Below are 17,572 nucleotides of genomic sequence, written 5' to 3' on the forward strand. Positions count from 1 at the left end.
GAAGCCAACCGTTCGCGGTTGGCTTTTTTTTTGTGCGGCATCACTTGCACGGATGCCATTCCTGACGCAAATCAAATGCCTTATCACCCGCGATACAGCTTTGTCGGGCTGTCGTATAATCAGACCATCATGAGCACCACCCTGCCCTCGACCACGTCCGCATTTGAGACGACGGAAGCCGCCGAAACCTATGACCACTGGTTTCGCGCCAAGGTATTGGCGTCACTGAATGATGACCGCCCTGCCCGCCCACATGACACTGTCATGGCGCAACTGAAGAAAATCGTCGCAGCCGGGCCTGATGACCATGCTGCCGATTCAATGGAAGGTTGAAGCGCAGGAAGATTTGACCGCGATACTCACGTACATCGCGCAGCGTAACCAGCCGGCAGCGCTGCAGCTTTACAACGGCATCGACAACGCCATCTCCCAACTTCCCCATTTATACCGACCTGGAAGAGTTTCAGGCACGCGCGAACTGCTTGCCCACCCAAACTATGTCGTCGAATATCGGGTTGCAGCAACGGCGATAGAAATTCTTGCCGTCCTGCACACACGACAACCATATCCCTGAGCCCCTCCCGGCATACCGGAAACCGGTCGTTAACGCGACACCAGCGCCGGCCTCCCGGCCAGCTGCGCCACCACACCGCCCATCATCCGTCCCAGCGGCACCTCCACCCAGCGGTGAAACGCGGCGCCGGCCGCCAGGCTGGCAACCCAGGCGGTCAGCATGCCCAGCGCCTGCCAGGCCGGTTCCAATGGGACATAAGAGGTAAACAAGGCATTCACCAGCAGGCTGACGGGAAAGTGGACGAGGAAGACGGCATACGAGATGCGCCCCAGGGCGTTGATGATGTTCCAGGCGCCACCCTGCGCGGGCGTACGGGCACGGCCGAACAGGAACAGCGCGCAGGCGACGATCAGCGCCAGGGCGATGCGGCTGCGGTAGTCGACGGCCAGGGCCAGCAGCACGGGCACGGCGGCCATGACCATGAGCGCGACCATGGCACCGGGCTTGCGCCTGGGGTCGCTGGCCCACCAGGCCATGAGTCCCAGGCCATAGCTGCCGAAGAAATACGGCGCCCAGTTGTCCCAGCCCGCGTCGAGATTGAAATACAGCAAGGAAAAGGTGATGCCCACGGTGACGGCCAGCGGCATCAGCCAGCCCATGCGCCGCTGGCCCGCCAGGCAGCCGCCCAGCCACAGCAGCGATACCGACAGCAGGTACAACTGGAAATCGATGGCCACGTACCAGGCGCCGGCCGACAGCGATTCATAGCCCAGCACGCCGTGCAGCAGCAAGGCATGGGCGCTCAGCTGGCCCAAGGTGACGGCGGCCGACATGGAATCGTGCAGCATCCAGATGCCGGCCACAGGCGTAAGGACGGCGGCGAGCAAGGTCGCGGCCAGGAAAGGCGGCGCCAGCTTGGCATAGCGGCGCCAGACGGCCTGCAAGGGGGTAGCGATGCCGGGACGACCGGAGGGCGAGAGGGATTTGGCGACCAGGAAGCCGCCGATGACGAGAAACACTTGCACGGCGATGCGCGCGCTGCCGCCCAACCAGTCCAGCAACGCGGGCCACAGGGGACGCACGTAATCGGACATGGGGCCGTAAAACGCCAGGTGATGCAACACGATCAATTGCGCCGCGCCCGCCTTTAAACCATTGATCCAGCCAAACTGCGGACGATGCTCCAGGTCCGCCTGTGATACCGCTGCTACTGCCGTCATTCCCATCCCTTGCCATGCCAGGTAGTGTCGCCGGCCCTTCGCGCAACAGGCGCGCGGCCGGGGATTTACCGAAAGGCCGACATCATAGCCGAGCCTGGCAAATGGCGGGGTACGGCAGGCGGCTAAGCCGCCGGCTTTTCCGCTTCCGGCGCCTCGGCGGCCAAGGGCTGCTGCGCCAGAATGGCATCGAGCAAGCCAGGAAAACGGCTCTCGATATCGGCGCGGCGCAAGGTATTCATGTGCGTCGTGCCCGCGTTTTCCGTGTAGACGAGGCCCGCTTCGCGCAAGACCTTGAAATGGTGGGAGACGGTCGACTTCGGCCGCCCGCCATCGAGGTCGCCGCACGCGGCCGCCTCCACGCGGGCCAGGTGGCGCACGATGTCGAGGCGGATGGAATCGCTCAGGGCATACAGCACTCTTTCGAGCACGAATTCGCTGGCGGGAGGATGTTTGTGTGGACGCATGAGCAGAATCATACAGCATGCGCTATACTAATTCCATTCTTCGAATATTTACGAACTACCGAATCAGCATCTCCCCACTTTTCCATCAACACACACAAAGGCCACCATGTCCGCCCTCTTCCAACCATTCAGTCTTAAAGACATCACCCTGCGCAACCGCATCGCCGTGCCGCCCATGTGCCAGTACATGGCCGTCGATGGCCAGGCCAACGACTGGCATCTGTCGCATTATGCGGGCATGGCGCGTGGCGGCGCGGGCCTGGTGATCGTCGAAGCGACGGCCGTGGCACCGGAAGGCCGCATCACGCCCGGCTGCACGGGCATCTGGAACGATGATCTGGCGCAAGCCTTCGTGCCCGTCGTGAAAGCCATCAAGGCGGCCGGCTCCGTGCCCGGCATCCAGATCGCCCACGCGGGCCGCAAGGCCAGCGCCAACCGCCCATGGGAAGGCGACGACCATATCACTGAAGGCGATGCGCGCGGCTGGCAAACCATCGCCCCGTCCGCCATCGCCTTTGGCGGCGGCCTGCCGAAAGTGCCGCGTGCCATGGACCTCGACGATATCGCCCGCGTGCAACAGAACTTCGTCGACGCGGCCATTCGCGCGCGTGAAGTGGGCTTCGAGTGGCTGGAACTGCACTTCGCCCACGGTTATCTGGCACAAAGCTTTTTCTCGTCCCACGCGAACCAGCGCGACGACATCTATGGCGGCAGCGTGGAAAACCGCAGCCGCTTCCTGCTGGAAACATTGAAAGCCGTGCGTGCCGTGTGGCCCGAGCACCTGCCGCTGACCATCCGCTTCGGCGTGCTGGAATTCGACGGCCGCGATGAGCAAACCCTGCTCGAATCGATCGGCCTGGTGCGCCAGTTCAAGGATGCCGGCATGGATATGCTCAGCGTCAGCATGGGCTTTACCATTCCCGACGTGTCGATTCCGTGGGGCCCGGCCTTCATGGGTCCGATTGCCGAGCGCGTGCGCCGCGAAGCGGGCGTGCCCGTCTCGTCCGCCTGGGGCTTCGGCACGCCGGCCATCGCCGAGCGCGTCGTCAAGGAAGAACAGCTGGACGTGGTGATGGTGGGCAAGGCGCACCTGGCCAATCCGCACTGGGCATACTTTGCCGCCAAGGAACTCGGCGTGGAACGCGCCTCGTGGACCCTGCCGGCGCCGTATGCGCACTGGCTGGAACGCTATTGATCATCCTTGACCGTTGCCGGATGCCCCTCCAGGGGCAGTTCCGGCAAGAACAGCAGGAAGAGCAGTCCCACTAGCAGCAGCACGGCGCCAGCGCCAAACACGCTGGCGATCGCGTGGCGGTAGACTTCCACCGTCTGCGCCGCCGCCTGCGCACCGAGCGCCGACACGGCTTCCACGCCGTGTTTGTGCAACTGGTGCGCCAGGATGGCGCCGGACGCCGTCACGCCCAGCAAGCCGCCCAGCGAGCGGAAAAAGGCCAGCATGGCCGTGCCCACGCCGCGGCGCGCCAGGGGCAAGGCATTTTGCACGGCGATCGTCATGTTCGGCATCACCAGTCCCAGCCCCGTGCCGAGGAAGAAGATGGCCGGCTCGATGATCCAGTAGCCGCGCGACGTTGCCATGGCCCAGGCCAGCACGGCAAACGACACGACCGCCACGCCCAGCCCCGCCACCTGCACCATCTTGTACTTGCCCGAGCGCGACAGCACGCGGCCGTTGAACATCGACGACGCCACCAGCCCCACCATCATCGCCACCGTCATCACGCCCGATTCGGCGGGACTGGTGCCCATCACCAGCTGGAAGAACAGGGGGAAGAAGACGCTGGCGCCCATCAAGCCCATGAAAGTCATGGCCATCACCAGGCTGGCGATATTGAAAGTGCGGTTTTCGAACAAGTCGGGCGGCAGCACGGGTTCGTCCACCCTGCCCACGTGGAAGGCCAGCCAGATACCCAGCAGCAGCGCGACGCCGCCGCACACCTTGATGGCGAAGGAATTCCACGGCCACTCCGTGCCGCCCAGCGCCAGCACCAGCAAGGCCGCCGTGATGGCGCCCGTCAGCAGCGCAGACCCCAGGTAGTCGATCTGGTGCGCATGCGTGCGCGCCGGCTTGCGCATGGCGCGCGCGATGATGACAAAGGCGGCCGCGCCGATGGGCAGGTTGACATAGAAAATCCAGTGCCACGACAGGGCATCCGTGATGACGCCGCCCAGCACCGGGCCCAGCACGCTGGTGACGGCAAACACGATGGGCACCATGCCCTGCCGCTTGCCCCGCTCTGCGGGCGGCACGATGTCGCCGATGATGATTTGCGCCAGCGGCATGAAGCCGCCCGCACCGAGGCCCTGGATGGCGCGGAAGATGATCAGTTCCGTCATGTTCTGCGCCAGCCCGCACAGCACGGAACCGAGCAAAAAGGTCAGCAAGGCAGTGAAGATCATCGGGCGGCGGCCGTACTGGTCGGCCAGCTTGCCGTACAGCGGCATGGTGGCCGTCGACGCCAGCACATACGCCGTCACCACCCACGACAGATGCGCCATGCCGCCCAGGTCGTCGACGATGCGCGGCAAGGCCGTGGCGACGATGCTCTGGTCCAGCGCACCGAGGCCCAGCACGGCCATCAAGCCCAGATAGATGGCGCGCACTTCGCGCTCGGTGATTGGTTTGGCCACGTCGGTGGTGTGATCGTGGCCGCTCATGTCTGGCCGATCTCAAGCAGTGGCTGCATGGCGGCCGCCAACGCGTCGATCTGCTGCGGCGACAAGCGGGCGATGCGCCGCGCCAGCGCATCGCGGCGGCGCGCGCGCACGGTCTCGAGCATGGCCATGCCTTGCGCGGAGACCTGCAGGCCCGAGCGGCGCCGATCTTGCGGATCGGGCGCGCCGCGCTCGACCAGTCCCGCTTCTTCGAGCGACTTGACCTGCGCACTGACGGTCGGCCCGCGCACATTCTGCAGCCGCGCCAGCGCGGCCACGCCGATGCCCGGTTGCTCATGGATCAGCGCCAGCAGCATGTATTGCATCATCGATACATTGCCTTCCAGCTCGCCCCCTTCGCGCTGCATGGAACGCAGCAGGCGCTTGAACGCCACGCGCAAGTCATCGGACAGCGCCAGCGCGCGTTCGGGGATGGGAAGGTTTTCGGTAGTGGGCATGGGATCATATAAATAGGTAGGCTATCTATCCATATTAGACCGTGCACGAGGGTCATGCAAGGTTTTTTCCATCCCCGCCCTTCCCAAAACCGCCATTGGCCGTCATAATAGCCGCCCTTGGGTCGTTAGCTCAGCTGGTAGAGCAGCGGACTTTTAATCCGTTGGTCGCAGGTTCGAATCCCGCACGGCCTACCAAGAATTTAGCAGTACAGATAAGGGCTACCCGCTTCGGCGCGTAGCCCTTTTTTGCGTCCATATATGAAAAATATTCCCCATCGGGAATATTTTTGTTTGTTGATCTATTCCAATCAATAGCGACCGGCCTTCTGTAATAAATCCTTTGCGATAACCTACTTCGCGGCTTCTCCTACTTGTCGAACGCTGGAAAAAAATCCTTCAACCGCTCCACAGTGGAGCGCCACTTCGGAGTGGTCGGCCTGCAAATTGTGTTCTGGTTTCCGAACAGGCCGATCTCCTGCACTGCACGGTTTAACGGAACCGTTTGCAACCAACGAACCGGAACAAAATACTCGCACTGCTCGGGATCGTTGCGGAACTCTGCATGGTATGTACCGCGCTTCGCGGTATCGAGAACCGGCCTTTCGCCATTAGGAGTGGAGACATTGAAGTCGAGCGCAGACTGCATGTTGCCTGTAACGCACCCTACGCCGACATATCCAGCCCCAGGTACATTGACCCAAACTCGGTCGCCAGGATTGAGTTGTTTCAAGGTTCGGCTGTACCACACGCCACCACCACCGCATATGAATCCATACTCAAGCGCATCATCCCAGGATCTCGTGCCAGTACCCGCCCCAAAAGAATGATAGAACTCGCCATTCCACGGCTCTACAGGCCCTACTGGCGCTGTCGAGGCGATCACCTGCGCTTGCAGGGGGTCATGCAGCCACGCACGGCTTATGAGTTGATCTGTGCCAATTGTGAAGACTTGAAAGCACAGTACGTTTATTGCGATATCCCGCTCGCTAAGATACGTGATGATCCGCTCGGTACTATCGTCTAGAGATCCAGCGACAATAACAATCTGATGACTGCCGTTCAGCGAGTCCTCGTCAAGATCATGTCCGAAGCGCACTCGGAACTCGTGCGCCAAGCTCTTTCCAGGCGCGAACCGTCCAAAGATGCGGGCTATGTCGTCTGCGTGCAGTGTTTGAACCCAGCTTGCATAGTCCAAGGCTTGGGCAACAACTTCACGTGGCGTTCGATTCCGCTTGATTTCAATGAGTACCAGCGCCCCATCTGGAGCTATCGCCAGCAGATCGATGCGCCCACCGTATCCCGTATCCTCCTGTCGCCCAATCAGCAACCATTCGTCGGACAACAATTTAGGAGATGAAATAATCATCTCTTCGAGCAAACGTTCACTCGCCAACAATGATTCCACCAACTGTTGAGGCTGCGCCCCAACCCTCCATAACGATGTACGAATGGTCATCTTTTGCCTTGAATTAATCAAATCGTCAAATTGTATTGGATTCTGGGACACAAGTCCGATGTTGCTCAGCGAAAACCTTAACAGACGCACGACCGGGATCAAGTCCGCCATTCGCACACGATTTCAGCCTTGGTCGCCTCTATTTGCAGCAAGTTGCGCCTTATCAAATACCGATATGGCTCGATTGACTACCATCACCATCTCCATACCTTCCCGGCGTCACGCCCATCACTCGCTTGAACATGGCAATGAAGGCGCTAACGGTGTCGTAGCCCAGGTCCAGCGCAATCGTCGTCACGGGCTGGCCGGCCGCAAGCAGTTCCAGGGCGCGCAGGATGCGGGCGCGCTGGCGCCAGGCAGAGGGCGTAAATCCTGTCTCGGCCGTGAAACGGCGCGCCAGGGTGCGCGGCGAGACACCGGCCCAGGCGGCCAGCACTTCCACGCCCCGCTCATCGGCCAGGTCATCGAGCACGGCGCGCGCCACGCGCAGCAGGCGCGGGTCCGAGGGCAGGGGCAAGCCGAAGGATTCGTGCGGCGCGGCGGCGATTTCGTCGAGGATCACGCCCGCCACCCTGGCCTGCCGCGCGTCCGGCGCGCCGTCGCCCCAGGCGCTGGCGCGGCCCACCGCCTCGCGCAGCAAGCCCGAGACACGTATCACGCAAGGCGCGGCGGGCAAGCCAGCGCAGCTGGCCTCGTCCACGTACACGCTCCAGCCCGCAAACGGGCCGTGCGAACGCAGCGCGTGCATATGATGGGGCGGCATCCACACGCAGTGGCTGGCCGGCACCACCCACTGGCCGCTGTCGGCGGTAACGGAGAGCAAGCCCCGCATCGCGCCGAACAGCTGGCCGCTGGCATGGCGATGCGGCGGCGTCACCCGTTCCTGCGGCTGGGCAATGCGCATGGCGCGCAGCGGCGACGCTGCAAAAATTGGTGGATTTGACGTATCGAATGACATAAACACCGCAGGCAAGACAGTTCCTCCATCATACAGTGGAGTCTTTCCATTTTGACGGAGTTCACCATGCGCGCAGAAGACGTATTAGCCGATCAACAAAACCAGGGCCAGTTCAACGGTGTCACCGTGCGCAAGGGCACGGTGGGCGCCTTCCTCGCCAATGCCCGGCTATGGCTGGACGAGTCCAGCGGCATCGACGACAAGGCCATCGCCGAGCGCGACATCCTCGACGCCCTGCCCGCCCTGCACGCGCTGGGCCTGTTCGACATTGTGCAAGTGCGCGATTCTGCGCTGCGCGAACTGGTGTCCGCTTCCGCCGCTTGCCCGGGCTGACTCGTGCCCGGCGCGCATTTCCTCTATCATGCTGCTTTACCCGCCCTCGCACCCGCCATGCCGTTTACCATTGCCACCCCCGTCCACAGCGAACTGATCATCAAGAAAAGCCGTTTCATCGGTTGCGTGCAGCCGATGACGGACCGCGCCAGCGCGCAGCAGGTGGTCAATGCCTTGAAGGCGCAGCATCCGGGGGCATGCCATGTGTGCTGGGCGCTGCTGGCGGGCGGGCAGTCGGCGGCCGTCGATGATGGTGAACCGAGCGGCACGGCCGGGCGACCCATGCTCGACGTGCTGCGCCACCAGGATCTGGAAGGCGTGCTGGCGACCGTCGTGCGCTACTTTGGCGGGATCAAGCTGGGCGCGGGCGGCCTGGTGCGCGCCTACACGGATAGTGTGGCGCAAGCGTTGTTGCAGGCGGAAAAAACGGCCATCGTGCGCCAGCGCACCTTGCGCTGCACGGTGCCGTATGCAATGGAAGGCATGCTGCGCCGCGAACTCGATGGCGCCGGCGCCACCTTGCTGAACGTGGAACACGGCGAGCATGTGCTGTTCGACTTCAGCCTGCCTGAAACGGCGGCCACAGCGCTGCTGGCCCATCTGCATGAGGCGGGCAATGGCCGCATCGTCTGGCTTGACGCCGAGGACTGAGACTGGCGCAACTTATTGCACGCGGCGCACCTTGGGCGAGTTGTTCGTGCCTTCGATCTTCAGGAAGAAGGTGCCGATGAAATTGCGTTCGAGCGTCACCTTGGGATTGTTCTGCGGCGCCAGCACGGCGGAGCTGCCATCGACGATGCGCCAGACCTGGCCATTGCTCAATTTGATCAATTCGTTGCCGCTCCAGCCATCGAACTTGCCGGCGATGCTGCTGCTGATCGACTTGTTTTCTTCCGGCTCGGCTGCCTTGGGCGCCTTGACCGTTTCCATGCCAAAGCTTTGCTCGCGCTGCTGCGCGGTCGGCACCGCAGTAACGGGGGCGATGGACGCGGCGGCGCCCAGAGGAATGGCGTCATAGCATTTCACGCGGCTGGCGATATCAGCCAGCGAACGGCATTGCAACATGGCAGCATCATCGGCCAGGGCCGCGCCCGATACGAACAGCAGCAAAAAGAGAGCTTTCATCGAAATTCTTTCAAAATAAGAGAAGTTGCGCCAAGCATGCCGTTTGCCATGCATGCGGGAATGATTATATCGATGTCCAAGGGCCGTGGCATAACGATCTTGCCACGGCTTGCAATGCTTGTGCGAAACTCAAGCGCCGCGCGGACGTTTGACCTGCAGCAAAATGAAATGGGTCCACGCCAGTGCCGGCAACACCAGCAACAGCAGCATCAGTCCGGCCGGCATATCCGGCACGAAACGCACGAAGCAGGCAAGAAAAGCGGCGATGGCCAGCCAGAAGCGCCAGTTGAACGCATATGCCTTGCGCGCCACCGTCGCCAGCGCGATGCGCCAGAATTCCAGCAAGGCCCACAGGCCGCCCGTCAGCAGCAGCGCGGCCAGGGCATGGTCGCCAGGGGCGTCGGCCCAGGTGCGCACCAGGTTGTACAGCAGCACGGGATAGCCGCCCGTGATGGCCAGGGTGGCCGGGCCGGCGGCGATGATAGCTTCAAGCAGCTGCCCTTTGGAACGATGATCCACTACCTCTCCCCTATGCCACGACGCCCGAATGGGCGGCGGTCACTTGCAGCGCGCCGGCCGCGTCCTGCGCCCACACGCGCGTAAAACGGAAGTCGCCATGCGTTTCCACGTCGTGATAACTGCCCGTCAGTTGCATGCGCACGGACACCACGGCCACGTTGCCGTTGATGCGCACATGGCGCTCGGAGGCGCGCAAGTCCGTGATGGTCAGCAGGCGCTGCTCGTGCGCCGCCAGGTCCGCATGCTTGCTCAGCAAGTGCCCCAGGTGATTGGTAAACAACAGGTCATCGGCCAGCAACTGATTCAGTACAGCCACGTCGGAGGCCATCATGGCCAGGCGCAAGCGCTCTTCCGCATCGAGTACCTGTACTTCCGTTAAAGCATTCATCTTTTTCCTTCAAATAATTGGCACGACATTGATAAATAGGCAAAACATGCTGGCATGAAATCGGGTTTTTCACAATCCGCCGGAAGACTTATGCCTGTGGAGCATATTCATATAGCGTAATATTCGCAGCGGTATTGCGCAAAACGCCACCATAGTACTGTACAGTGCTTGCCCTTCCGCACCGGGCTGTCGCAAATATTCACTGTGGCAAAGTTGCATTTACCCCCTGCAGTCTCGAATAAAACCAAGATAAGGCCCCTTCATGGCAATTAACATCATTCTGAACCTGCTCGTTGCGTTGCTCGTCTTCGCCTTCATGTTCCACCAGCAACGCAAACACGCGACGTTTACCGTGCGCGTCTTCACGGGCCTGGGCCTGGGCGTGCTGCTCGGTGCGGCCGTGCAAGCGCTGTATGGCGCCGGCTCGCCCATCATCGCGGGCACCAATGAATACATCGACATCGTCGGCAGCGGCTACGTCAAACTGCTGCAGATGATCATCATGCCGCTGATCATGGTCTCCATCATTTCCGCCATCCTGAAGCTCAAGGACGCGAGTTCGCTGGGCAAGATCAGCGCGCTGACCATCGGCACCTTGCTCATTACCACCACGATCGCCGCCGCGCTGGGCATCCTGATGGCCAAGCTGTTCGGCCTGACGGCCGTGGGCCTGACCTCGAGCGCGGCCGAAGTGGCGCGTGGCGTGCAGTTGCAAGGCTCGCTGGAAACGGCAAAAGCCCTGTCCCTGCCGAAACTGCTGGTGAGCTTCGTGCCGACCAACCCCTTCCTCGACATGACGGGCGCGCGCAAGACGTCGACCATCGCCGTGGTGGTGTTTTCCATCTTCATCGGCATCTCGGCCACGGGCATCGCGGCGAAAAAGCCGGAAATCTTCGCGTCCTTCGAGCACTTCATGAAAGTGGCGCACGCCATCGTCATGCGCATGGTCACCCTGGTGCTGCGCCTGACGCCGTACGGCGTGTTCGCGCTGATGTTTGAGGTGGTGGCGTCGTCGAGCTACACGGACATTTTAAAGCTGATCAACTTCGTCGTCGCCTCGTACAGCGCGCTGATATTGATGTTCCTGGTACACCTGGCCATCATCGCCGGCGTGGGCCTGAACCCGCTGCGCTTCGTGAAAAAAGTCTTTCCCGTGCTGGCTTTCGCGTTTACCTCGCGCACGAGCGCCGGTTCGATCCCGATGAGCGTGCAGACGCAAACCCAGCGCCTGGGCACGCCGGAAGGCATCGCCAACTTCGCCGCCTCGTTCGGCTCGACCATCGGCCAGAACGGCTGCGCGGGCATCTATCCGGCCATGCTGGCCGTGATGATCGCCCCCACCGTCGGCGTCGACCCGTTCACCGTCAGCTTCCTGCTGCCGCTGCTGGCCATCATCACCATCGGTTCCGTTGGCGTGGCCGGCGTGGGCGGCGGCGCCACGTTTGCCGCGCTGATCGTGCTGTCGGCCATGGACTTGCCCGTCGCGCTGGCCGGCTTGCTGATCTCCGTCGAACCGCTGATCGACATGGGCCGCACGGCCCTGAACGTGAGCGGCTCGATCACGGCCGGCACCGTCACCAGCCGGGTCATGGGACAAACCGACCTGGCCGTCTACAACAGCGACGATGCGCCCGACCTGGACGAGGCGGAACACGCCGCCTAGGAAGCTATCGAGCGGCGCGCCGCGCCTTGCCGCTTTCGTCTATATTGAATCGCAATCAATACGGAGGAAGGCGCAAGGCGATGGAACAAAAATGGCCGCAGCAAATCTGGATCGTGCGTCACGGCCAAAGTGCCGGCAACGTGGCGCGCGATGCCGCCGAAGCGGAAAAACAGTTATTGATCGCCATCGCCGAACGCGATGTCGACGTCCCCCTGTCCGATCTGGGGGCGCGCCAGGCGCAAGCCCTGGGCGACTGGTTCGCCACCCTCCCCCCTGAACAACAACCGACCGTCGTGCTGTATTCGCCGTACGTGCGGGCGCAGCAAACGGCGCAAGCCGTGCTGGCGCGCATTGATGCGGACAGCCTCGCTTCCGTGGTGGCCGACGAGCGCCTGCGCGAAAAGGAATTCGGCATCCTCGACCGCCTGACCGTGCACGGCATCGCCAGCAAGTACCCGGAATTGCACGAGCAGCGCCAGCACGTGGGCAAGTTTTACTTCCGCCCGCCGGGCGGCGAAAGCTGGTGCGACGTCATCCTGCGCCTGCGCAGCGTGCTCGACACCATCACCCGCGAGTACCGGGGCGAACGGGTGCTGATCGTCGGCCACCAGGTCATCGTCAACTGCTTCCGCTACCTGCTGGAGCGCTGCGACGAGCACGCCATCCTGGCCATCGACAAGGCGGCCGACGTGCCCAACTGCGGCGTCACTTCATACGCCTTCAATCCCGCCCTGGGCAGGCACGGCAAGCTGCAACTGGACCTGTGCAACTTCGTCGCGCCGCTGGAAGCGGCCGGCACCCCCGTCACGGCCCAGCCCGACATGCCGGCCGCGCCGAAATCCTGACACTTGGGAGTCTATGCATGGACGCCACCGCCATCACCCCTTCCCTGCTGCGCTCCTGGCCCCTGCCCATGCCCCAGCCAGACGGCGACAAAGAGGTGCGCGGCCACCTGCTGATCGTCGCCGGCTCCGAAGAGATGCCGGGCGCCATCGTGCTGGCGGCCACGGCCGCCCTGCGCGCGGGCGCTGGCAAGCTGACCCTGGCGACGGGCGCGTCGGTGGCGGCGCAGGTGGCCATCGCCATGCCCGAGGCGCGGGTCATCGGCCTGGACGAAACGGCGCTGGGCGGCTTCCGCCACGAGGCACGGCACCAGCTGGCGCCGCTGGCCGGCAAGGTCGATGCCGTCCTCGTCGGGCCGGGCATGTGCGACACGGCCGCCAGTTGCGAACTGATGCGCCACCTGCTGCCCCTGTTTTCCGACAGCCGCCTGATTCTTGACGCCCGCGCCATGCAGGTCGTGCACCAGCCGGCACACTTCCATTTTGAGCGGCCCGTGCTGCTGACGCCGCACGCGGGAGAGCTGGCCCAGCTCATGGGCCTGTCGAAAGACGCCGTGCTGGCCGACCCGCACGCCTGTGCCGTGGAAGCGGCGCGGCGCTGGCACGCCATCGTCGCCCTGAAGGGTGCGCTGACCGTCATCGCCATGCCCGATGGCAGCAGCTGGACGCACGCGGGCGGCAACATCGGCCTGGCCATTTCCGGTTCCGGCGACACCCTGGCCGGCATCATCACGGGCCTGGCCGCGCGCGGCGCGCCGTTGGAGCAGGCGTGCGCCTGGGGCATCGCCCTGCATGCGCTGGCGGGCGAACAGCTGGCCCTGCGCTTCGGCATCCTCGGCTACCTGGCGCGCGAAATCCCGGCCGAGTTGCCTGCGCTGCTGCGCAATCTGGCGGCATAAAAACAACAGCATAAGCATATCCAGAAAGAATCGTTAGTGCTGGCGGGCGCCTCCCTTAAGCTCATGGCAACTGTTTCCACACCGACACTAATCGAGCCCAAAGGACACCGCCTTGTATCCGCGCCACTCATACGCCACGCCTTCCCTTCCCGCCATGCCGCTGCGCGCCATCGTGCTGGCCTGCGCCATGCTGGGCGCAGCCTCCGCTTGGGCACAAGAAGCGCAAGCCACCACCGGCAGCGCCAATGAAACGGCCGGCGCCAGCATCGACCAGGTCACCGTCGTCGGCTCGCGCGCGCGCAACCGCACGGTGTTCGACAGCAGCGTGCCCATCGACCGTTTCGGCGCCCGCGAAGTGAGCAACGCGCTGGCCTCGGGCGACGTGGGCGCGGCCCTGCAAAACCTGTCGCCGTCGATCAACTTCCCCCGCATCGAATCGAGCGGCGCGTCGGACTCCGTGCGCGGCATCCAGTTGCGGGGCCTCGCGCCCGACCAGGTGCTGGTGCTGATCAACGGCAAGCGCCGCCACACGAGCGCCGTGCTCGACACGGAAAGCAGCTTTGCCGGCACCGTGCCGGTCGACATCAACGCCATTCCCCCGAACGCCATCGACCACATCGAAATCCTGCGCGACGGCGCGGGCGCCCAGTACGGCAGCGACGCCGTGGCGGGCGTCATCAACATCGTGCTGAAAAAGGCGCGCACGGGCGGCGCCGCTTCCGTCAGCTATGGCGCCAACCACACGCATTTCGCCCCGACCGATCAAACCCTGACGGATGGCCAGACCGTCATCGTCAACGCCGACTATGGCGTGCCGCTGGGCGAAGCGGGGTTCTTCCGCTTCGGCGCGGAAACGCGGCGCCGCTCGCCCACGGAACGGGCCGGTCCCAGCGACGCGGGCTGGACTTCCTACAACTTCACGCCGGCCGACCAGGCGCTCGACGGCAAGGTGGTGTTCAAGTCCGGCGACTCGCGCCAGCGCAACAACTATTTGTTCTACAACACCCAGCTCACCCTGGCGAATGGCCTCGACCTGTACTCGTTTGCCACCCTCAACGAACGCACATCGGACGGCAGCGCCTACTTCCGCTACCCGGGCGACCCGTCGAATGTGCCGGCCCTGTATCCGCACGGCTACCGCCCCGTCACCAACGGCGACAAGCGCGACCTCAGCATCGTGGCCGGCGTGCGCGGCAGTGCGGGCGAGTGGAACTGGGACGCCAGCGCGCGCCACGGCAGCGACCGCTTTGACTACGGTGTGAGCCACTCCGTCAACGCTTCGCTGGGCGCGGCCAGCCCCACCAGTTTCCACCTGGCCGGCTTCGACTTCCGCCAGGACGCCCTGAACCTCGATGCCACGCGCAGCCTCGACATCGGTTTGCCCGCCCCCTTGAGCCTGGCGGTGGGCGCCGAATGGATGCGCGAAACGTACCAAAGCTCGGCCGGCGACCCCGCTTCGTATGCGGCCGGCAATTTTACCGATGCGCCACCGGGCGCACAGGCGGGGCCGGGCTTGCGCCCGTCCGACGCCTATGACGGCAGCCGGCAGATCCGCTCCGTGTATGCGGACGTGGAAAGCGACCTCACGCCGCGCCTGCTGGTGGGCGCCGCCGCCCGCTATTCCCGCTACAGCGACTTCGGCAGCGCCAGCACGGGCAAGCTGTCCACGCGCTACAAAGTGACGGAGAATTTCCTCGTGCGCGGCTCGCTGTCGAACAGCTTCCGCGCGCCGGCCCTCGTGCAGACGGGCTTCCGCTTCGCGACCTTGAACTTCAATGCCGATGGCACGGCCCTGCAAACGGCGGCCCTGCTGCCGGCCAGCGACCCGCTGGCGCGCAGCTTCGGCGCGCAACAGCTGAAACCGGAAAAGTCGACCAACGTTTCCCTGGGCCTGGCATGGAAACCGGCGGCCGCCACCAGCGTGACGGTGGATGCCTACGTGATCCGCATCCGCGACCGCATCACGCGTTCGAGCGACTTGCAAAGCGACGCAGTCACCGGCTACCTGGCCGCCAATGGCCGCAGCGACATCCAGTCCGTGGCCTACCTGGCCAACCTGCTCGACACGCGCACAAAAGGCCTGGACGTGGTGTTGAACCACGACCTGGCCTTCACGTCAGGCAAACTGAACCTGAACGCGGCGCTAAACCTGAACAAGACCAGTCTCGACAAGGTGCGCCAGAGTTCCACCGCATTGAGCAGCATCGATCCCAGTCTGAGTCTGCTGACGGAGACGAGTTTGTTCCGTATCAAACATGCGTCACCGACCAGTAAATTGATCCTGGGTGCCGACTGGCAGGCGGCCGGCTGGGGCGTGCAGGCGCGCGCCACGCGCTTTGGCGAGCTGAAAGATTTTTCGTACGACAGCGATGCGCCCCTGATCGACGGCATTCCCGCACAGCGTTTCGGCGCCGTCTGGTCGCTGGACCTGGAAGGCCAATTGAAACTGAGCAAGCAACTGACCCTGAGCGTGGGCGGCAACAATATCCTCGACCGCTATCCGCAGCGCGTACGCGAAACGAATAACGCCACGTATGGCGGCGCCCTGCCCTACAATTTCATCAACCCCATCGGCGTCAATGGCGCCTACTTTTACGCTAAATTAAGCTACACGTTCTGACACGGACAAGGATAAATCATGATCATCAAACGCATCTCCCACCTCGTCGCCGGCGCCTGCCTGAGCGCCCTCCTGCTGTCACCCGCCCAGGCTGCCGCACCGCTGGTGCTGATGACGGACTTCGGCACGGCCGACGGCGCCGTGTCCGCCATGCATGGCGTCGCCTATGGCGTCGATCCCAAGCTCACCATCTCGGACCTGACGCACCAGATTCCCGATTACGACATCTGGCTGGGCGCCTACCGCCTGTACCAGACGGCCAATTATTGGCCGCAAGGCACGGTGTTCGTCTCCGTCATCGATCCTGGCGTGGGTACCAATCGCAAGTCGGTGGTGCTGAAAACCAAGGGTGGCCGCTACTTCGTAGGGCCGGACAACGGCCTGTTCACGCTGATCGCCGAGCGCGACGGCGTGGCCGAATTGCGCGAAATCGATGAAAAGGTCAACCGCCTGGCGGGATCGAGCGAGTCGTACACCTTCCATGGCCGCGACGTGTACGCGTATGTCGGTGCGCGCCTGGCCNGGTGCGCGCCTGGCCTCGGGCGCCATCACGTATGAACAGGTGGGCCCGCCATTGCCGAGCGAATCCGTGGTGAAGATCGCGTATCAAAAACCTGTACGCGACGGCAATACCATCCGCGGCATCGTGCCCGTGCTGGACGTGAAATATGGCAATGTGTGGACGAATATTCCGAAATCGCTGCTCGATGAATTGCAGGTGAAACTGCATGACCCGCTGCAAGTACGCATCTTGCACAAGGGTAAGCAAGTGGCCAAGGTCACGGCGCCATTCGAGCACACGTTTGGCGGCGTCGCCAAGGGCAAGCCCCTGGTCTACCTGAACAGCCTGCTCGACGTGGCCGTCGCCATCAGCCAGGGTGACTTTGCCGCCCAACACCATGTCGCCTCGGGCGTGGATTGGGAAGTGGAAGTGAGCAAGGCCCCTGTCGTCAAATAAACCCCTCGCCCGCGGCCGGGACGTCCTGTCCTGGCCCTTTCTTTCTCGTTCACGTGGCGCGCTTGCGCCATGTCAAAACGGATCGCCCCTGCTCCCGCCGATGGCCGCTGATTTGTAAATCCGGTGAACCTGCACGCACCTGCCTACTCTAAATGTTGCAAGCGATGCCAGCCTTGCTATGACAGCCTGCCCGCGCTGTGGCAGGCCGTCTGGCAGTTAGGATCACCACGACAGCTTTCCAACGAGAAAGGAACAATCATGACGGCTCCACTCCCTAGCACCAGCAAGCTTGTCCTCGGCACCGCCATCGTGTGCGCGCTGCTGGGCGGCTGCAACAAGCACAATGAGTCCACCACCACGGCCACGCCAGCTACGCCCGCCACCACGCCAGACACGGGCGGCAGCGGCACCTCGGGCACCAGCGGCACCACCACGCCGGACGCCATCACGCCCGCCACACCATCCGTTGCACCGGGCACCAC

General features: G+C 63.4%; 20 protein-coding genes, 1 tRNA gene and 1 pseudogene. 13 read left to right on the plus strand and 9 right to left on the minus strand.

The annotated features are described in order from the left end of the window. A partial coding sequence (locus tag K0F86_RS27865) for a hypothetical protein (protein ID WP_306823221.1) occupies positions 1 to 333 on the plus strand: 333 nt, incomplete at its 5' end. After that, the gene (locus tag K0F86_RS22700) at positions 302 to 574 is read left to right on the plus strand and encodes a type II toxin-antitoxin system RelE/ParE family toxin (RefSeq protein WP_257572312.1); all 273 of its coding nucleotides are present in this window, start codon (positions 302 to 304) and stop codon (positions 572 to 574) included. The genes K0F86_RS27865 and K0F86_RS22700, both read left to right, overlap by 32 nt. 29 nt (positions 575 to 603) lie before the next feature. Here K0F86_RS22700 and K0F86_RS22705 read toward each other — a convergent pair whose 3' ends face one another. After that, positions 604 to 1,734, minus strand: coding sequence for an acyltransferase (locus K0F86_RS22705; protein WP_219136426.1), 1,131 nt, complete (start codon positions 1,732 to 1,734; stop codon positions 604 to 606). Positions 1,735 to 1,856: 122 nt separating this feature from the next. Then, positions 1,857 to 2,198 carry a helix-turn-helix transcriptional regulator gene (locus K0F86_RS22710; protein ID WP_219136427.1) on the minus strand — a complete coding sequence of 114 codons (342 nt, stop codon included), beginning with the start codon at positions 2,196 to 2,198 and terminating at the stop codon, positions 1,857 to 1,859. Between the two features lie 106 nt (positions 2,199 to 2,304). On the opposite strand from K0F86_RS22710, the gene K0F86_RS22715 reads away from it, so the two are divergent. Continuing rightward, positions 2,305 to 3,393 (plus strand): NADH:flavin oxidoreductase/NADH oxidase, encoded by a 1,089-nt coding sequence (locus K0F86_RS22715; RefSeq protein WP_219136428.1) that lies wholly within the window; start codon positions 2,305 to 2,307, stop codon positions 3,391 to 3,393. On the opposite strand, the gene K0F86_RS22720 is transcribed toward K0F86_RS22715, so the two are convergent. Both K0F86_RS22720 and K0F86_RS22725 read right to left on the minus strand, forming a co-directional pair. After that, on the minus strand, positions 3,387 to 4,874 hold the full coding sequence (locus tag K0F86_RS22720) for an MDR family MFS transporter (protein ID WP_257572313.1): 1,488 nt from the start codon (positions 4,872 to 4,874) through the stop codon (positions 3,387 to 3,389). The two genes, K0F86_RS22715 and K0F86_RS22720, sit on opposite strands and share 7 nt — an antisense overlap. Further along, positions 4,871 to 5,329: a MarR family winged helix-turn-helix transcriptional regulator gene (locus K0F86_RS22725; protein ID WP_219136429.1), complete on the minus strand. Its 459-nt coding sequence runs from the start codon at positions 5,327 to 5,329 to the stop codon at positions 4,871 to 4,873. The genes K0F86_RS22720 and K0F86_RS22725 overlap by 4 nt, the downstream gene beginning before the upstream one ends. A 119-nt stretch (positions 5,330 to 5,448) precedes the next feature. On the opposite strand from K0F86_RS22725, the gene K0F86_RS22730 reads away from it, so the two are divergent. Beyond that, positions 5,449 to 5,524, plus strand: a tRNA-Lys gene (locus K0F86_RS22730). A gap of 172 nt (positions 5,525 to 5,696) precedes the next feature. On the opposite strand, the gene K0F86_RS22735 is transcribed toward K0F86_RS22730, so the two are convergent. Together K0F86_RS22735 and K0F86_RS22740 are read right to left on the minus strand one after the other, a co-directional pair. After that, the gene (locus K0F86_RS22735; protein WP_219136430.1) at positions 5,697 to 6,896 is read right to left on the minus strand and encodes an endonuclease NucS domain-containing protein; all 1,200 of its coding nucleotides are present in this window, start codon (positions 6,894 to 6,896) and stop codon (positions 5,697 to 5,699) included. Between the two features lie 52 nt (positions 6,897 to 6,948). Continuing rightward, positions 6,949 to 7,743, minus strand: a complete 795-nt coding sequence (locus K0F86_RS22740; protein ID WP_219136431.1) for a helix-turn-helix domain-containing protein — start codon at positions 7,741 to 7,743, stop codon at positions 6,949 to 6,951. Positions 7,744 to 7,809: 66 nt separating this feature from the next. Here K0F86_RS22740 and K0F86_RS22745 point away from each other — a divergent pair, with 66 nt between their 5' ends. After that, positions 7,810 to 8,076, plus strand: a complete 267-nt coding sequence (locus tag K0F86_RS22745) for a hypothetical protein (protein WP_219136432.1) — start codon at positions 7,810 to 7,812, stop codon at positions 8,074 to 8,076. Between the two features lie 57 nt (positions 8,077 to 8,133). After that, a complete protein-coding gene (locus tag K0F86_RS22750; RefSeq protein WP_219136433.1) occupies positions 8,134 to 8,727 on the plus strand; it encodes a YigZ family protein in 594 nt (197 codons plus the stop codon). Positions 8,728 to 8,739: 12 nt separating this feature from the next. Here the strand turns inward: K0F86_RS22750 and K0F86_RS22755 are convergent, their stop codons facing one another. The 3 genes from K0F86_RS22755 to K0F86_RS22765 form a co-directional block, all read right to left on the minus strand. Beyond that, positions 8,740 to 9,201 (minus strand): hypothetical protein, encoded by a 462-nt coding sequence (locus K0F86_RS22755; RefSeq protein ID WP_219136434.1) that lies wholly within the window; start codon positions 9,199 to 9,201, stop codon positions 8,740 to 8,742. Between the two features lie 129 nt (positions 9,202 to 9,330). Continuing rightward, positions 9,331 to 9,720, minus strand: coding sequence for a hypothetical protein (locus tag K0F86_RS22760; RefSeq protein ID WP_219136435.1), 390 nt, complete (start codon positions 9,718 to 9,720; stop codon positions 9,331 to 9,333). 10 nt (positions 9,721 to 9,730) lie between these two features. Then, positions 9,731 to 10,108 (minus strand): nuclear transport factor 2 family protein, encoded by a 378-nt coding sequence (locus K0F86_RS22765; RefSeq protein ID WP_219136436.1) that lies wholly within the window; start codon positions 10,106 to 10,108, stop codon positions 9,731 to 9,733. A 262-nt stretch (positions 10,109 to 10,370) separates the two neighbouring features. Between K0F86_RS22765 and K0F86_RS22770 the strand changes: the two genes are divergently transcribed. The 7 genes and pseudogenes from K0F86_RS22770 to K0F86_RS22795 all read left to right on the plus strand — a co-directional run. Next, positions 10,371 to 11,771 carry an L-cystine transporter gene (locus K0F86_RS22770; protein ID WP_219136437.1) on the plus strand — a complete coding sequence of 467 codons (1,401 nt, stop codon included), beginning with the start codon at positions 10,371 to 10,373 and terminating at the stop codon, positions 11,769 to 11,771. Between the two features lie 80 nt (positions 11,772 to 11,851). After that, a complete protein-coding gene (locus K0F86_RS22775; RefSeq protein ID WP_219136438.1) occupies positions 11,852 to 12,616 on the plus strand; it encodes a histidine phosphatase family protein in 765 nt (254 codons plus the stop codon). Between the two features lie 17 nt (positions 12,617 to 12,633). After that, positions 12,634 to 13,512: an NAD(P)H-hydrate dehydratase gene (locus K0F86_RS22780; RefSeq protein ID WP_219136439.1), complete on the plus strand. Its 879-nt coding sequence runs from the start codon at positions 12,634 to 12,636 to the stop codon at positions 13,510 to 13,512. 112 nt (positions 13,513 to 13,624) lie between these two features. Then, entirely contained in the window at positions 13,625 to 16,132 is a 2,508-nt protein-coding gene (locus tag K0F86_RS22785; protein ID WP_257572315.1) for a TonB-dependent siderophore receptor, read from the plus strand. An 18-nt stretch (positions 16,133 to 16,150) separates the two neighbouring features. Beyond that, positions 16,151 to 16,690, plus strand: a complete 540-nt coding sequence (locus tag K0F86_RS27730) for an S-adenosyl-l-methionine hydroxide adenosyltransferase family protein (protein WP_257572316.1) — start codon at positions 16,151 to 16,153, stop codon at positions 16,688 to 16,690. Then, complete coding sequence (locus K0F86_RS27735) at positions 16,641 to 17,090, plus strand: SAM hydroxide adenosyltransferase (protein ID WP_257572317.1); 450 nt, start codon at positions 16,641 to 16,643, stop codon at positions 17,088 to 17,090. The genes K0F86_RS27730 and K0F86_RS27735 overlap by 50 nt, the downstream gene beginning before the upstream one ends. A gap of 258 nt (positions 17,091 to 17,348) precedes the next feature. After that, positions 17,349 to 17,572, plus strand: a pseudogene (locus K0F86_RS22795) (hypothetical protein); the annotation flags it as partial.

The organism is Janthinobacterium sp. UMAB-60 (genome assembly GCF_900095235.1).
Taxonomy (GTDB): domain Bacteria; phylum Pseudomonadota; class Gammaproteobacteria; order Burkholderiales; family Burkholderiaceae_D; genus Janthinobacterium.

Coding starts and splice junctions, on each gene's coding strand:
- K0F86_RS22770 (WP_219136437.1), top strand. CDS start 10,371: ATGGCAATTAACATCATTCTGAACCTGCTCGTTGCGTTGCTCGTCTTC.
- K0F86_RS22780 (WP_219136439.1), top strand. CDS start 12,634: ATGGACGCCACCGCCATCACCCCTTCCCTGCTGCGCTCCTGGCCCCTG.
- K0F86_RS22745 (WP_219136432.1), top strand. CDS start 7,810: ATGCGCGCAGAAGACGTATTAGCCGATCAACAAAACCAGGGCCAGTTC.
- K0F86_RS22715 (WP_219136428.1), top strand. CDS start 2,305: ATGTCCGCCCTCTTCCAACCATTCAGTCTTAAAGACATCACCCTGCGC.
- K0F86_RS22740 (WP_219136431.1), bottom strand. CDS start 7,743: ATGTCATTCGATACGTCAAATCCACCAATTTTTGCAGCGTCGCCGCTG.
- K0F86_RS22775 (WP_219136438.1), top strand. CDS start 11,852: ATGGAACAAAAATGGCCGCAGCAAATCTGGATCGTGCGTCACGGCCAA.
- K0F86_RS22705 (WP_219136426.1), bottom strand. CDS start 1,734: ATGACGGCAGTAGCAGCGGTATCACAGGCGGACCTGGAGCATCGTCCG.
- K0F86_RS22710 (WP_219136427.1), bottom strand. CDS start 2,198: ATGCGTCCACACAAACATCCTCCCGCCAGCGAATTCGTGCTCGAAAGA.
- K0F86_RS22725 (WP_219136429.1), bottom strand. CDS start 5,329: ATGCCCACTACCGAAAACCTTCCCATCCCCGAACGCGCGCTGGCGCTG.
- K0F86_RS22765 (WP_219136436.1), bottom strand. CDS start 10,108: ATGAATGCTTTAACGGAAGTACAGGTACTCGATGCGGAAGAGCGCTTG.
- K0F86_RS22720 (WP_257572313.1), bottom strand. CDS start 4,874: ATGAGCGGCCACGATCACACCACCGACGTGGCCAAACCAATCACCGAG.
- K0F86_RS22750 (WP_219136433.1), top strand. CDS start 8,134: ATGCCGTTTACCATTGCCACCCCCGTCCACAGCGAACTGATCATCAAG.
- K0F86_RS22735 (WP_219136430.1), bottom strand. CDS start 6,896: ATGGCGGACTTGATCCCGGTCGTGCGTCTGTTAAGGTTTTCGCTGAGC.
- K0F86_RS22755 (WP_219136434.1), bottom strand. CDS start 9,201: ATGAAAGCTCTCTTTTTGCTGCTGTTCGTATCGGGCGCGGCCCTGGCC.
- K0F86_RS22700 (WP_257572312.1), top strand. CDS start 302: ATGACCATGCTGCCGATTCAATGGAAGGTTGAAGCGCAGGAAGATTTG.